13 protein-coding genes are annotated in these 12,224 nt (G+C 64.1%); 5 read left to right on the top strand and 8 right to left on the bottom strand.

The genetic code is table 11. The features are described 5' to 3' along the window. Positions 1-25: 25 nt before the first annotated feature. The 7 genes from SB764_RS00705 to SB764_RS00675 all read right to left on the bottom strand — a co-directional run bounded on the left by SB764_RS00705 (position 26) and on the right by SB764_RS00675 (position 8,404). Entirely contained in the window at positions 26-946 is a 921-nt protein-coding gene (locus tag SB764_RS00705) for a LysR family transcriptional regulator (RefSeq protein WP_410862308.1), read from the bottom strand. A gap of 6 nt (positions 947-952) precedes the next feature. After that, on the bottom strand, positions 953-3,217 hold the full coding sequence (locus SB764_RS00700; RefSeq protein ID WP_410862306.1) for a molybdopterin cofactor-binding domain-containing protein: 2,265 nt from the start codon (positions 3,215-3,217) through the stop codon (positions 953-955). Beyond that, positions 3,214-3,735: a (2Fe-2S)-binding protein gene (locus SB764_RS00695; protein WP_065063010.1), complete on the bottom strand. Its 522-nt coding sequence runs from the start codon at positions 3,733-3,735 to the stop codon at positions 3,214-3,216. The genes SB764_RS00700 and SB764_RS00695 overlap by 4 nt, the downstream gene beginning before the upstream one ends. Further along, a complete protein-coding gene (locus SB764_RS00690) occupies positions 3,732-5,027 on the bottom strand; it encodes a c-type cytochrome (RefSeq protein WP_410862304.1) in 1,296 nt (431 codons plus the stop codon). The genes SB764_RS00695 and SB764_RS00690 overlap by 4 nt, the downstream gene beginning before the upstream one ends. Before the next feature lie 46 nt (positions 5,028-5,073). Further along, positions 5,074-6,210: an alkene reductase gene (locus SB764_RS00685; RefSeq protein WP_074986855.1), complete on the bottom strand. Its 1,137-nt coding sequence runs from the start codon at positions 6,208-6,210 to the stop codon at positions 5,074-5,076. A 58-nt stretch (positions 6,211-6,268) separates the two neighbouring features. After that, entirely contained in the window at positions 6,269-7,483 is a 1,215-nt protein-coding gene (locus SB764_RS00680; protein WP_065063017.1) for an MFS transporter, read from the bottom strand. 591 nt (positions 7,484-8,074) lie between these two features. Beyond that, complete coding sequence (locus SB764_RS00675) at positions 8,075-8,404, bottom strand: helix-turn-helix domain-containing protein (protein ID WP_184853257.1); 330 nt, start codon at positions 8,402-8,404, stop codon at positions 8,075-8,077. Between the two features lie 244 nt (positions 8,405-8,648). Between SB764_RS00675 and SB764_RS00670 the strand changes: the two genes are divergently transcribed. Together SB764_RS00670 and SB764_RS00665 are read left to right on the top strand one after the other, a co-directional pair. Further along, positions 8,649-8,912 carry a hypothetical protein gene (locus tag SB764_RS00670; protein WP_410862302.1) on the top strand — a complete coding sequence of 88 codons (264 nt, stop codon included), beginning with the start codon at positions 8,649-8,651 and terminating at the stop codon, positions 8,910-8,912. 5 nt (positions 8,913-8,917) lie between these two features. Next, the gene (locus tag SB764_RS00665; RefSeq protein ID WP_410862300.1) at positions 8,918-9,202 is read left to right on the top strand and encodes a hypothetical protein; all 285 of its coding nucleotides are present in this window, start codon (positions 8,918-8,920) and stop codon (positions 9,200-9,202) included. A 47-nt stretch (positions 9,203-9,249) separates the two neighbouring features. Here SB764_RS00665 and SB764_RS00660 read toward each other — a convergent pair whose 3' ends face one another. Beyond that, positions 9,250-9,792 carry a hypothetical protein gene (locus SB764_RS00660; protein WP_410862298.1) on the bottom strand — a complete coding sequence of 181 codons (543 nt, stop codon included), beginning with the start codon at positions 9,790-9,792 and terminating at the stop codon, positions 9,250-9,252. 140 nt (positions 9,793-9,932) lie between these two features. On the opposite strand from SB764_RS00660, the gene SB764_RS00655 reads away from it, so the two are divergent. The 3 genes from SB764_RS00655 to SB764_RS00645 are packed head-to-tail and all read left to right on the top strand — an operon-like array spanning position 9,933 to position 12,207. Next, the gene (locus tag SB764_RS00655) at positions 9,933-11,738 is read left to right on the top strand and encodes a replication endonuclease (protein ID WP_410862296.1); all 1,806 of its coding nucleotides are present in this window, start codon (positions 9,933-9,935) and stop codon (positions 11,736-11,738) included. Then, positions 11,735-11,998, top strand: coding sequence for an ogr/Delta-like zinc finger family protein (locus SB764_RS00650; RefSeq protein ID WP_410862294.1), 264 nt, complete (start codon positions 11,735-11,737; stop codon positions 11,996-11,998). Before SB764_RS00655 ends, SB764_RS00650 begins: the two co-directional genes overlap by 4 nt. After that, entirely contained in the window at positions 11,995-12,207 is a 213-nt protein-coding gene (locus tag SB764_RS00645) for an ogr/Delta-like zinc finger family protein (RefSeq protein WP_124261711.1), read from the top strand. Before SB764_RS00650 ends, SB764_RS00645 begins: the two co-directional genes overlap by 4 nt. Positions 12,208-12,224 lie beyond the last annotated feature (17 nt).

Here is a 12,224-nt window from a genome sequence, read left to right as displayed (position 1 = left end):
CCCTCCCGCACTCGCGAGCGCGCGCTCATGAAAGACGCTGCCCCTGCATGGCCGGAATGCCCGCGTAGAGCGCCGAGAGCCAGTCGATGAAGACCTTCAGCTTCGGCGGCATGTGGCGATTGGGCGGATACACGACGGAAACCGGCCGCGGCTGGGTGTTGCAGTCGGGCAGCACCTCGCACAACCGGCCTGCGCGAATGGCGGGCTCCACGAGGTAGAGCGACGTTTTGACGAGACCGAGACCGGCGAGCGCGCATTCGACCTGCGCGTCGGCGTCGCTCACCGCGATCGCCCCGCGCAGGGCTACCGTGCGCCGCGCACCGCCCACCATGTACTCCAACGGGCGCGGGCGCCCGGTGTCCGCCGACACGTAGTCGACGGTGCTGTGATGCATAAGGTCGTCCACGCTCTCGGGCGTGCCGTGCCGCTCCAGGTAGGCGGGCGTCGCGCAGGTGCAGGTGGACATGCTGCCGATGCGCCTCGCGACCATGGAGGAGTCCGGCAGCTCGCCCACGCGCACGACGCAATCCACGCCTTCGCCCACGAGGTCCACCCGGCGGTCGGTGACCGCGAGGTCGATCGAGATGTCGGCAAAGCGTTCCACGAACTCGGGCAGCGCGGGAATCACAATGCGCCTCGCCATGGCCGTCGGCATGTTGACGCGCAGTTTGCCTTTGGGCGCGCTGCGCGCGCGCGACAGCGAGGCCTCCATGTCGTCGATCTCGCTGAGTACCGCAACGCAGCGCTGATAGTAGGTGCTTCCGTCTTCCGTGGGCGACACGCGGCGCGTGGTGCGGTTGAGCAGCTTGCAGCGCAGATGCTGTTCCAGTTGCCGCAGCAGCGCGGAGACGCGCGGCGTGGTCAGCCCCGTGAGTTCCGCAGCGCGGGTGAAGCTGCCGGTTTCGACGATGCGTGCGAACACGTGCATCGACAGTAGCGTATCCATGCTCTCTTACACCTCGATGAGCTTGCGCAGCGAGTCGCCGGCCAGCGGCAGGTCGCGAACGCGCTTGCCGCTGGCGTCGAACAACGCGTTGCCGAGCGCGCCGGCGGTCGGTCCCATGGCTGCTTCGGCCGCGCCGAGGAAGGGCGCGCCGGGGCGGTCGATCAAATGCACGTTGATCTGTTTGGGCGCCGACGAGTAGCGCAGGATGGGGTACGTGCCCCAGTCGAAGCTGCGGATGCGCTGCGTGTCGAATTGCAGGGACTCGTGCAGCGTCCAGCTCGCGGACTGGATGATGCCGCCCTCGATCTGGTTGCGGATGCCGTCGGGATTGACGATCTGCCCGCAATCGACCGCCGCTTCCGCATGCTCGAGCGTCACCTGACCCGTCTCCGGCTCGATCGAGACTTCGACGGCAACGGCAACGTACCCCATGAGGTTCTTGTACCTGGCGAATCCGAAGCCCACGCCACGATTGCGGGCGCGCGGCGCGCGCGGCCAGCCGAACTGTTTTGCGGCGAGCTTGATGACGTCCTTCGCGCGCTCGTCGTCGAGATGCCGCAAGCGGAACTCGACGGGATCGACGCCGGCCATACGGGCGAGGTCGTCCATCGTGCTTTCGATGGAGAAGACGTTCATGTGCGCGCCGAGCGAACGCATGGCCGAGGTTTGCAGCGGCATGGTCGGCGAAAAGTTGTTCATCACGTAGATGTTCGGCAACACGTAGAGCGGAATGCCGTTTCGGTCGCCGCCGCCTTCGGGTTGCAGCATCGGCGTGGAAGGCGCGGAGACGAATGGCGTTTCCAGCATGCGCGCAGGCAACAGCCGCCCCGCGTTGACGATGCGCTCGTTGTGCGAGCTGCTCCACAGTGCGTAGTTCCAGTCGACGATGCGGCCGTTCGCGTCGATGGCGGCTTTCACCTCCGTCACCATGGCGGGGGTGTAATGGTCCCAGGCATGTTCCTGCTCGCGCATCCATTGCACGCGAACCGGCTGGCCCGGCATGGCCGCCGCGATCAACGCCGCATGGGCGGCCACGTCGTCCGCGCCGTTGTGCCCGTAGCAGCCCGAACCCTCCACGTGTACGCAACGCACGTGCTCCTTCGGCAGCGAGAGCATTTCTGCGAGCGCGTCGCGCAGCGGATACACACCTTGCGAATGCGTCCAGACGGTCATCTGCGTGCCGTCGAACAGGGCGACCGAGCATGACGGACCGATCGAGCCGTGCATCATGTAGCGCTTCGTGAACTGCGCGCTGAGCGTCTTGACGGCGGGCGGCATGGGCGCGTGGTGATCCGCGATCTTGATGGGCTCCGTCGCGATGACTTTCAGGTCGCGATGCACCGTATGCGGATCGGGCAGCGCGCGGCCATTCGTCCAGACGCTTCCGGCCGAGAGCACACGTTGCGCCTGGACGGCTTGCCATTCGCCTTTCGCCACGACGGCCAGCATGCTGCCGTTGCGCACGATCCTGACCACGCCGGGCATCTTCATGACCGTGGCCGCGTCGTACGCCGTGAGGTGCGCGTCGTAGACCGGCGGCATCACCACGCGCGCGTGCAGCATGCCGGGCAACGCCATGTCCTGAACATAACTCACGCCCCCCGTCACTTTTGAGGGGATATCCACGCGCGGCAGTGAGGTGCCGATCACGCGGAACGTTTTCGGGTCCTTGAGCGGCGAGGTGGGCGTGGCGCTACGATGGAGGTTGACGAGTCCAACCGCCTCGCCATAGCTCATCATCCGGCCGTCGCGCGCGCGGATCACCGCGTTGTTCGCGACGAGCGTCGCGCCGTCCACGTTGAAGTGCGTCGCGGCGGCGTCCACGAGCAGGCCGCGTACCTGGGCGGCGGCGTTCAGCAGCGCCGACCCGCTGTCGGCGATGGTATGGCTGCCCGCGGTCAGACCTTCGTCGGGAGACGCGCCGGTGTCGGCGGTCAGGAAGGTGATGAGCGCGGGCGCCATATTCAGTTCTTCCGCCGCGACCTGGAGCAGTGCCGTGCGCACGCCCGTGCCGAGTTCGACCTTGCCCGTGAAAACGGTGACCTTGCCTTCGGGCGTGATCTTGATCCACGCGTCGAGCATCGGGTTGGTCTTGAGGCTGCCCGCGAGCGCCTGGGTCTCCTTCGAGACATGCACCGCCGCGCCTTCGTCGGCGATCACTTCCTGAGCGAACAGCTTTGCACCGGGCGCCATGCTGAAGGCAACGAACAGGGCGCCCGAGATCATGAAGTGGCGGCGGCCTTCGTCGACGAAATCGTCCTGGTGGCTCATCGTTGCGCCTTCGTTTCGATGTGAGGTTGAGCGACGGCTTGCGCAACCGATTGAAGCGCGGGCTGTGGCATGCCCGCGACCTCGCGCACGGCGGCGAGAATGCGCATGTGCGTGCCGCAGCGGCAGAGGTTCGGCTCCATGTGATCGCGCAGTTCCTGCTCGCTCGGGTGCGCGTTCTTGTCGAGCAGCGCTTGTGCGCGCATGATCATGCCCGCGATGCAATAGCCGCATTGCGCCGCCTGGTGCTTGATGAATGCGTTCTGCAAGGCTCCGGGATGCGCAGCGTTGCCGAGCCCTTCGAGCGTGCGTACGGGGCGTGCGCCAATCGCGCTCACCGGCACGAGGCAGGAAAACGTGGCCTCGCCGTCGACGATCACCGTGCATGCGCCGCATTGACCGAGGCCGCAGCCGAACTTCGCTCCGTGCAGTTTGAGATCGTTTCGCAGCGCATACAAAAGCGGCGTGGACGGGTCGATATCGAGCGTGTGCGTGGCACCGTTGACATTCAGGGTAATCATCGCGCACTGTCCTCCTTTCTGAGCTTGGCGACGAGCGGGACGGTGTCGGGCCACGCGGGTTTCGCAGACCACTTTGCGCGCACATAAGCGAGCAGATCGGCGACTTGCCGGTCGTCGTATACGCCGCTGAATGCGGGCATGTAGTTCATTGCGTCCTCGCCGTGCCAGTTGATGCCGTTCAGGAGCATCTGGATTGCGTTGCGCGGCGTGGCGGCGTTGATGGCCGTGCTGAAGGCAAGCGAGGGGCGTTCGCCGATCGTCTGCATGGGTGAGCCGTCGCCGTGGCACTGCGCGCACGATGCGCTGAACAGCACCGCGCCGCGTTGCTCGGCCGGTGTGGTCTCACGCGCAGCGCTCATCATGCTCGTGGCGGCCGCTGGCGTCGTATGCGGCGCATCGCCGTTTTGAAGCGATATGATGTACGTGGCGATCGCCTCGACGTCCGACTCAGGCACGGTTGCGAGGTCGCGCGTGACGGGCAGCATCGGGCCAGCTGCCGCGCCGTGCTCGGATGCGCGGCCCGTGCGCAGGTACGTGACGAGTTGTTCGCGCGTCCACGGCTGTGACGCGCCGTGGAGCGCGTTGAGCGGCGGCGCTTCCCAGCCGTCGACAATGCCGCCTTCGAACGCCTGCCCTGACTTTTCTCCGCCGATGGCATTGAGCGGCGAGTGGCACGACGCGCAGTGCCCGAGCCCGTCCACCAGCAGTTTGCCGCGATTCCATTGCGCGTCGTGCGCGGGGTCTGGCTGAAGCGGGCCGGGGCGCAGGAACAGCACGTTCCAGAAGGCCACGAGCGGGCGGAAGTTCAGCGGAAAAACGAGCGCGTTCGCGGGCGCGGTGGCCTTGACCGGCTCGCGGCTCATCAGGTATGCATAGGCTGCCGAGACGTCATGGCGAGACATATGCGTGAAGTGCACGTACGGAAAGGCGGGATAAAGCTGATGCCCGTCGCGCGCGATGCCGCGGCGCAAGGCGCGGGCGAAGGCCGCCTCCGACCAGTTTCCGATGCCTGTTTGCGGGTCGGGTGTGATGTTCGTGGCATAGATCGTACCGAACGGCGTAGCGAGCGGCAGGCCGCCCGCGAACGGCTTGCCGTTCTTCGCGGTGTGGCATACCACGCAGTCGCCCAGAGCGACCACGCGCGCGCCTTCCTGCTTGAGCTGGACGTCGAAGCTGTCGGGCGACGGCGGCGTGACGGGCGCGATGGCCGGCTCGTACATGACGGCGCCCGCCACCGCCAGGCCCACGACAGCGAGCGCGCCAACGGCCAGCGCAATGCGTTTGCGATTCATGCTATCTCCTCGCTTCCTCGTTCATGGGCGCCTTTGCGGTAAGGCTTCACGAGGAGAGGGCGTCGGCGGCGGACGGTTCGCCGGAGGGAGCGCCATGCGGCGGGTAATCGACGTAGCCGACATCGTCGCCGCCATACCAGCCCACCGGGCGCGGCGCGGCCAGTTCGAGATTCCCGGCAATACGCTCGACGAGGTCCGGGTTCGCGATGTACGCGCGGCCGAACGAGACGAGATCGGCGTCGCCCGCGGCGATCAGGCGATCGGCGGCCGAAGGCGTAATGGAGCCGTTGAGCATCAGCGTGCCCTTGAACGCGGGACGCAGGGTCTCAATCATGCGGGGCAAGTCCGGCTGGCCGCTCCAGCCGTTCGTGTCGGCCGCGTGCAGATACGCGATGCCCGCTTCGTCGAGCATGCGCGCGACGTACGCGTAAGTGCCATCTGGATCGGCGTCGCGCACGTTGTTGTAGGCCGCATACGGCGAAACGCGCACGCCCACTTTGGCGAGCGGCATGACTTCGCCCACGGCCTTGATGACTTCGGCGAGAAAGCGCGTGCGGTTGGCAAGCGAGCCGCCGAACTGGTCTTCGCGCGTATTCGTCGTCGACGAGAGGAACTGATGCAGCAGATAGCCATTGGCGGCGTGGATTTCAACGCCGTCGAAACCGGCGGCGAGCGCATTGATGGCAGCGCGCCGGTACTCTGCGATGGCCTGGACGATTTCGTCGGTCGTCATGGCGCGCGACGGCGTGGCGTGGATCTTCGTGTAGAAGCCGTTTTGCAGTTGCCCCCACACTTGCAGTTGCTCCAGATCGTCGTTCAGGCCCGAAGGCGAGAGCGGCTGATTGCCGTCGAGTAGCGCCAGCGAACTCACGCGGCCGCTGTGCCAGAGTTGCACGAACAGGCGTCCGTGCTTCGCGTGCACCGCTTCGGTCACGGGTTTCCAGCTCTGCACCTGGGCGTCGGTCACGAGGCCCGGCGCCAGTTCGAACGCGGCGGAGTGCGAACTGACGTTCGTGGCCTCGCTGATCAGGAGGCCCGCCGACGCGCGCTGCGCGTAATACTGCGCCATCCGCGCGGTGGCTTCGCCTTGATGTGGCGCGCGTGCGCGCGTCATGGGCGCCATCGCGATCCGGTTGGGCAGCGCGAGACCGGACAGGTCGTAAGGAGTCAGCAACGAAGACATGGCGAGTTTCCTGTGGGGCACTTTCCTGCAGTTGAACTGTGGGTACGGACTTCGGGGTCTAGCGGCCGGTGCGCACGTGGGTGCGTCCGACGAAAAGAAAGTGGACGAACGCAATGAGCGGGAAAACGAGGGCGACGCCGGCAACGAGCGTCCAGCCGCCGCGCTCGAACAGCGTGCTGGCGAGCGCCGAGCCGATCGCGCCGCCCACGAAGATGCTCGTCATGTAAAGCGCGTTGAGGCGGTTGCGGCTCGACGCATGCAGCGCGTAGATCTCGCGTTGGCCGAGCACCATGTTCATCTGCACCGCGAAATCGAGCGTGATGCCGGTGACGACGAGGCCGAACACGCCCCATGCCGGATGCACGAGGGCTGGCAGGAAAGACAGCGCGGCCGTCACCAGGGCGACGAGCGTGGCCCGCACGGAATGACCGGCGTCGGCCAGTCGGCCCGCCACGGGCGCGGAGGTGGCGCCGATTGCGCCCACGAGTGCGAACAGTGCGATCTCCGACTGCGTGAGCCGGTACTGGCGCGTCAGTTCGATCGGCACCGCCGTCCAGAAGAGACTGAACGTGGCAAACATGAGGCCCTGGTAGAGCGCGCGATCACGCAACACGGGCAGGCTTCGGGTGAGCGCGACGAGCGAGCCGAGCAATTCGAGGTAAGTGGCGCGGTGCTCGGGACGGCGCTGCGGGATCGTGAGCGCGAGCACGGCCGTGACGAGCGCCATCAGAACCGCCGCGCCGCCGAACACGACGCGCCAGCCCAGGTGGTCGGCGACCACGCTCGCGAGCGGGCGTGAGAGCAGCACGCCGAGCAGCAGCCCGCCCATGATGGTGCCGACGATGCGTCCGCGCGAGTGGTCGGGCGCGAGGTGCGCCGCGAGCGGAATCAGGATCTGCACGGCGACTGAACTGAAGCCGATCAGGAAGGAGAGCACGAGAAACCAGCTTGCCGAATGTACGAGCGACGCCGCCGTGAGGCTCGCGATCGACACCAGTGCGGTCACGATCATGAGCTTGCGGTTTTCCAGCAGGTCCCCGAGCGGAACGATGAAGAACAGGCCGAGCGCATAGCCGATCTGCGTGAGCGAGACGACGAGGCTCGCGGTGTCGGCGGACATGTGGAGCGACGAGCCGATCAGCAGCGTGATCGGTTGCGCGTAGTACAGGTTCGCAACGATCGCGCCGCAAGCGAAGGCAAACAGCGCGACGAGTCCCGACGTGAGTTGGACGGAATCCGATTTGCCGCCGAGGGCGCGAGAGGGCATGGACATGTTTGCTCCTTGAGCGGTGGCCGCGTGCCACTGACGCGGAAGACTCAACAGATCGCAACGTTAGAAGAGTCGCCGGCCTTGTGGAAGCCGAACACAACGCAACCCCGCGTTGCGTAAATTGCAATGAAAGCGCAGTGTCAGGTGCAGTATGTGCAGGTCGGAGAGTCCGCGCTTTGCGAATTGCGGTCCGTTTTTTGGATTCGCACGATGTCGATTCGACGCGAGTTGTGGAGGGCGCGATTGACAATGCCGCTCACAATCGATCGGAGCGTCTGGAAGTTTGAACGATGGGCGCGTGGCGGCGGTTACTGAAGTTGCGGATCCTGTTGCACTCGCATCTTTTACGCGATGCGTGCCGGCGAAACGTTCGCGCGAAGGCATTGATGTCGTAGCAGCAGCCGGCCGCGTAAAGAGCGATCTACCGAACAGGATTGAGTGGTCCGCACAGGCGTCGGGAATGGCCTCAGCAACCCACGCTCCATGCCAAACATTGAATGACGATGACGGACTTGGCGCCTCACACAGAGGTGAGGCTCTGTGATTTTACATAATCTAAGAACTAATCGTCGCAGAAGCTAACTTAAGCTGGCGTTACACCTGTGGGAGCCAAGCCCCACAAGCGTTAGCGGGTAGCGCCAGCAGCCGAAAACCCTTGGAAAAAATTTCCAGTGCGTGCATCCAAACGCCACGCGTTTCGGCATCTTTCGCGCTTTCAACGCGAGCAGAAGCGATCACTTCTAGCGGATCAACCCCGAGAATTTCGGCGACACGGATGCAAATCTTTTCATCGAATACCGTGCGGCCCGTCCGGTATCCGCTGATCGTCGAGCGGGTCACTCCGAGTGCCTTCGCCGCCGCATAGTCGGACTGAATGTCGAGCCGCGCTTTCGCGGCGTCGAGCCATTCGATTGTGGTTCTCATAAAAATCCCCTTAGAAATCAATTTCAACCTTGGCGTCAAGGTTAGTCGAACGCTCGGCAGCGTGCAACGCTCACCAATGACGTACGTACGTCATTGCTTGACTAGTACGTCTGCGATGAACTATTCTCCGGCTGTCGCCCCGGAAACTGGTCTTCAACCCCGCCAGTGCTGGATTTGCTACCCGGCCGCCGGGGCGATGTTTCTCAAAAAACATTGTTCTCGGGGTTGAATAGGGGGTCGCAAAATGGCTGTTTCTCGGCAACATATCGTTACAGGTCTCACTGATTTGCAACGGCTGACGACATTTGAAAAGGGTGCAATCAGCTACTTCGGCGCCGGTCACGCCACTGGCAAGCACGCCGAATCCCGCCGCAAACCGTCCCTTAAGACCGTCTCGCCCATTCATCCCTCGGCGCTCGGCGGCTACACCATCGAAGGTCCGTTCAATCGTCGCCCGTCGCGCATCGCTCGCGCGCTCGATCGCTTTTTCTACTGGCTCGGCGCGTAACTGCTATGCGCACGTCAACCGCGTTCGGGGAAATCGGGTATCGCGTCGATGATGGCGATATCGGATATGCGGGCAGTACGCACCTGTCGTTCAAGCCGCAGGCGGCGCCGAGCGTCGCGCATATCCGCGCAACGGAGCGCGGCGACGCAGAGCTCACCCGCATCAAGTCGATTCTCACCACGACGAAGGCAACGCGTAGCGCGGGGCAAAGCACAACGCCGCGCCGCTTGAACGTGACGCCCGAGGCCTATTGGGCTGGCGTCAGCAGAATCGGGCGGGGCTTCGCATGAGACCGGGTCGCGCATCAGGTGAAGGCAAGACCCCTGCGAAACGTCAATCAATAATCCGTGAACCGCGATGCACGCGCGCTGAATTCAACGCCCGGCCCGGTATAGCGGTTCGGACTCAACGTCAATTTGCAGACTGGACATTGAAGGCCGCCACCGTTGCCGTAGCCCTGCATCACGATCTTCTTCTGCGAGTCCATGCAGGGTTGACAGTAGTAATACGCGGGTGCTGGTTCGGCATCAATCTGGCGGAGCGCGTTCGCGCGAAGCTTGTAGGCAAACTGCTGCCGTCCAATATCAACAAGAACGTAGCTATTTCTATCCTGAGCCTCACGCTCAAGCTGACCGATTTCACTTTCAAGAGCAGTAATTTTCTTCTCCATCGTGCGCATGTCCTGAGTCGCCTTAAGCGCATCCTGGGACGCATTGAGTGCGGCCTGATTGATCGCCAGAAAGCGGGTCTCAAGTTCGGCCGCCTCGGCTTTTGCCTTCGCATTATCGCTGGCAGAAAGAGCGTCCTTGACGAGATTGAGCGTTGCATTCGCAGCGCCGACAGCCGCACTGATATTCGCACTGATAGTTGAGATGTCCATGGGGATTCCCGTAGCAAAAGGTTCTGATGTCGTGGCTTGGCGGCCGGTATCGGATCTGGCGCGGGGGAATCCCCGCCATATATCCGGCGGACACATTTTGCCTGAGTGTTCGCCCGCAATAGGTCACGGGGGTGATATTGATGTGGGTCTACGCGCACGCGGCTGAACGAACGATCGAGAAGACCTCGGCTATGGGCCGTGCACAAAAGCGCCTGCCGCTGCGCTGGCTGCGCAGAGCGCGTAAGGCTGCATTTGATGCTGGCCGTGCAAGCGCGCGCAGAGCAAACGCACCGCATATGTTTGACGTGGGGGCCTCCGTCGCAGCGCTTGATGCCTTCGTTGACGACCACGCACCTGAAACTATGCCGGTGACGCCTGATGCGTCGGATTTTCAGGTGTGCGACAAGGCGCGCCGCATCGCAAATGACGTCCAGAACAGGACGGCTTTTCTGTCGTCCACCGATGCGCTCGTTGTCGCAGCGCAGGCGTGCGCGACAAACGGCATCAACCTCCCAAAATTCGAAAAGGCCTCGGATGTTGTCGTGCGTGTGCGGTGCGAACTGTGGTGGCGCCGTCAACTGCGCCGCCTGCACATCCGCTCGCTTGAGCACTCGAATATCCGCCTTCATTACGTCCACTACCAGAGCGACCCGTACGCGTCGGATGACGCTGTGCGCCGTCGCCTCGCGCAGAACAGGCGCAATGCGGCCACGCTTGCGGCCGTCACGCTGGAGAACGAAGAAGGGCAGCGCTACACGCTTGAGCAACTGGCCGCGCTCGGCATGGCGAACAAGGCATTGCGGCGCGGCGAAATGATGACGCGCCTTCGTGGATGTGAAGTTCTCGCCGACGCCGCAGGATTCGCGGGCGTCATGTTCACGCTGACATGCCCGTCGCGGTTTCACGCTGTGCGCCAGCTCGGCGGCCGGATCAAGTGGATTCCGAACAAGAAACACGACGCGAATCTGACGCCGCGCGACGCCCAGCGCTATTTGCGCGGCGTGTGGGCGCGTATCCGCGCGCAACTCAGGCGCGAAGGCGTGACGTTCTTCGGCATGCGCGTGGCAGAGCCGCACCACGATTCAACGCCGCATTGGCACGGCCTCGTTTTCTCGAACAACGTGGAGCGCTTCTGTTCGATCATGCGCGCCCACGGCATGAAAGATTCGGCTACAGAGCGCGGCGCGCACGAGCGACGTGTTCGTTTCGAGCGCATTGATCGCGCGAAGGGATCGGCCGTTGGCTATATCGCCAAATACATCGCGAAGAACATCGACGGCGCGTACGTGGGCGAACACAAGACGAGCGAGGGCTTTGTCGTCCAGGCCGATCTGTTGGATGACGACGAAATCACGCCGTCACAGCGCGTAGAAGCGTGGGCGGCGACGTGGGGCATTCGCCAGTTCCAGCAATTCGGCGGCGCGCCTGTTGGTGTGTGGCGCGAGCTGCGCCGCGTCAAAGCCGAGGACCTGCCGACCGAAGAAGAGTGCCCGGCGATCCGCGCAGCGTGGGCAGCCTGTCAGAAGACCGAAACGCACCGTGCCGATTGGGCCGAGTATGCGCGTGCCATGGGCGGCATTGCGGGCGAGGCGCGAATGATCTACGTGAAGCGTGTCGCGGAAATGCGCGAAGGCCGCTACGGAATTTCGCCTGTGAAGGTGCCGCACGGCGTTGCTGCGACCGGCATCGCTCGCCTGTCGATTGGCATATGCAATTACAGCGTCGAAACGGAAATTTTCGTTCCGGCGACGCGGCATGAATGGAAGGTGGTTCAGCGCAGCGGCAAAGCCGCGAGCACTCGGACCTGTGTGAATAACTGTACGCGACCGGCCGCAGAGCCGGTATTTGACCACCACGCGGCCGCGCCGATCGACGCAGATTTCGACGGCGCGGCCCTGAATTTCGCCGGGGGCGGCGCTATTCGTACTGACCGGAGACCGGAATGACGACCATGAAAATCGAGTGTCCTTGCTGCGATGGCGAAATCGACGCGCGGCACACAGAAGGCCTGTCCGACACGATGCGCCGCATGTACTTCGTCTGCGACGACTGCGGCTATCGCACGCCCGCAGGGTTCGAAATCCTGTACTCGCTGTCGGCGTCAGCGAAACCGCGCGCCGACATTACGCTCGAAGTGCGGCCGTCGCCGATGTTGCGCGGCGGCGTCAACGCGCGCACGACCGTCGCACTCGCGAGGGCGGCATGAGGTTCACCATCAAATGCCCGCACTGCGGCGCGCGCGGCATCGCGCGGTCGATTGAAAAGGTCTCGCCAACGTCGTGGCTGCTCGATTTCCAGTGCGATGACGTGACGTGCGGCCACACGTACCGCACGCAGCTCGACATGTATCCGCCTGAGACGCCGATACCGCGCCGCGAGCGGCGCGAGACGGGCGCGCTCCAGTTCGACGAATAGGCGGCCCGCCTCATTGC

The sequence above is a fragment of the Paraburkholderia sp. SIMBA_027 genome, assembly GCF_046535315.1.
Classification (GTDB): domain Bacteria; phylum Pseudomonadota; class Gammaproteobacteria; order Burkholderiales; family Burkholderiaceae; genus Paraburkholderia; species Paraburkholderia tropica.
This window is presented reverse-complemented; position numbering and strand designations above follow the sequence as displayed.

Excerpts from the sequence above, each read along its gene's own strand:
- SB764_RS00700 (WP_410862306.1), bottom strand. The coding sequence starts at position 3,217 with ATGAGCCACCAGGACGATTTCGTCGACGAAGGCCGCCGCCACTTCATG.
- SB764_RS00675 (WP_184853257.1), bottom strand. The coding sequence starts at position 8,404 with ATGAGAACCACAATCGAATGGCTCGACGCCGCGAAAGCGCGGCTCGAC.
- SB764_RS00665 (WP_410862300.1), top strand. The coding sequence starts at position 8,918 with ATGCGCACGTCAACCGCGTTCGGGGAAATCGGGTATCGCGTCGATGAT.
- SB764_RS00660 (WP_410862298.1), bottom strand. The coding sequence starts at position 9,792 with ATGGACATCTCAACTATCAGTGCGAATATCAGTGCGGCTGTCGGCGCT.
- SB764_RS00645 (WP_124261711.1), top strand. The coding sequence starts at position 11,995 with ATGAGGTTCACCATCAAATGCCCGCACTGCGGCGCGCGCGGCATCGCG.
- SB764_RS00655 (WP_410862296.1), top strand. The coding sequence starts at position 9,933 with ATGTGGGTCTACGCGCACGCGGCTGAACGAACGATCGAGAAGACCTCG.
- SB764_RS00670 (WP_410862302.1), top strand. The coding sequence starts at position 8,649 with ATGGCTGTTTCTCGGCAACATATCGTTACAGGTCTCACTGATTTGCAA.
- SB764_RS00690 (WP_410862304.1), bottom strand. The coding sequence starts at position 5,027 with ATGAATCGCAAACGCATTGCGCTGGCCGTTGGCGCGCTCGCTGTCGTG.
- SB764_RS00685 (WP_074986855.1), bottom strand. The coding sequence starts at position 6,210 with ATGTCTTCGTTGCTGACTCCTTACGACCTGTCCGGTCTCGCGCTGCCC.
- SB764_RS00680 (WP_065063017.1), bottom strand. The coding sequence starts at position 7,483 with ATGTCCATGCCCTCTCGCGCCCTCGGCGGCAAATCGGATTCCGTCCAA.
- SB764_RS00695 (WP_065063010.1), bottom strand. The coding sequence starts at position 3,735 with ATGATTACCCTGAATGTCAACGGTGCCACGCACACGCTCGATATCGAC.
- SB764_RS00705 (WP_410862308.1), bottom strand. The coding sequence starts at position 946 with ATGGATACGCTACTGTCGATGCACGTGTTCGCACGCATCGTCGAAACC.
- SB764_RS00650 (WP_410862294.1), top strand. The coding sequence starts at position 11,735 with ATGACGACCATGAAAATCGAGTGTCCTTGCTGCGATGGCGAAATCGAC.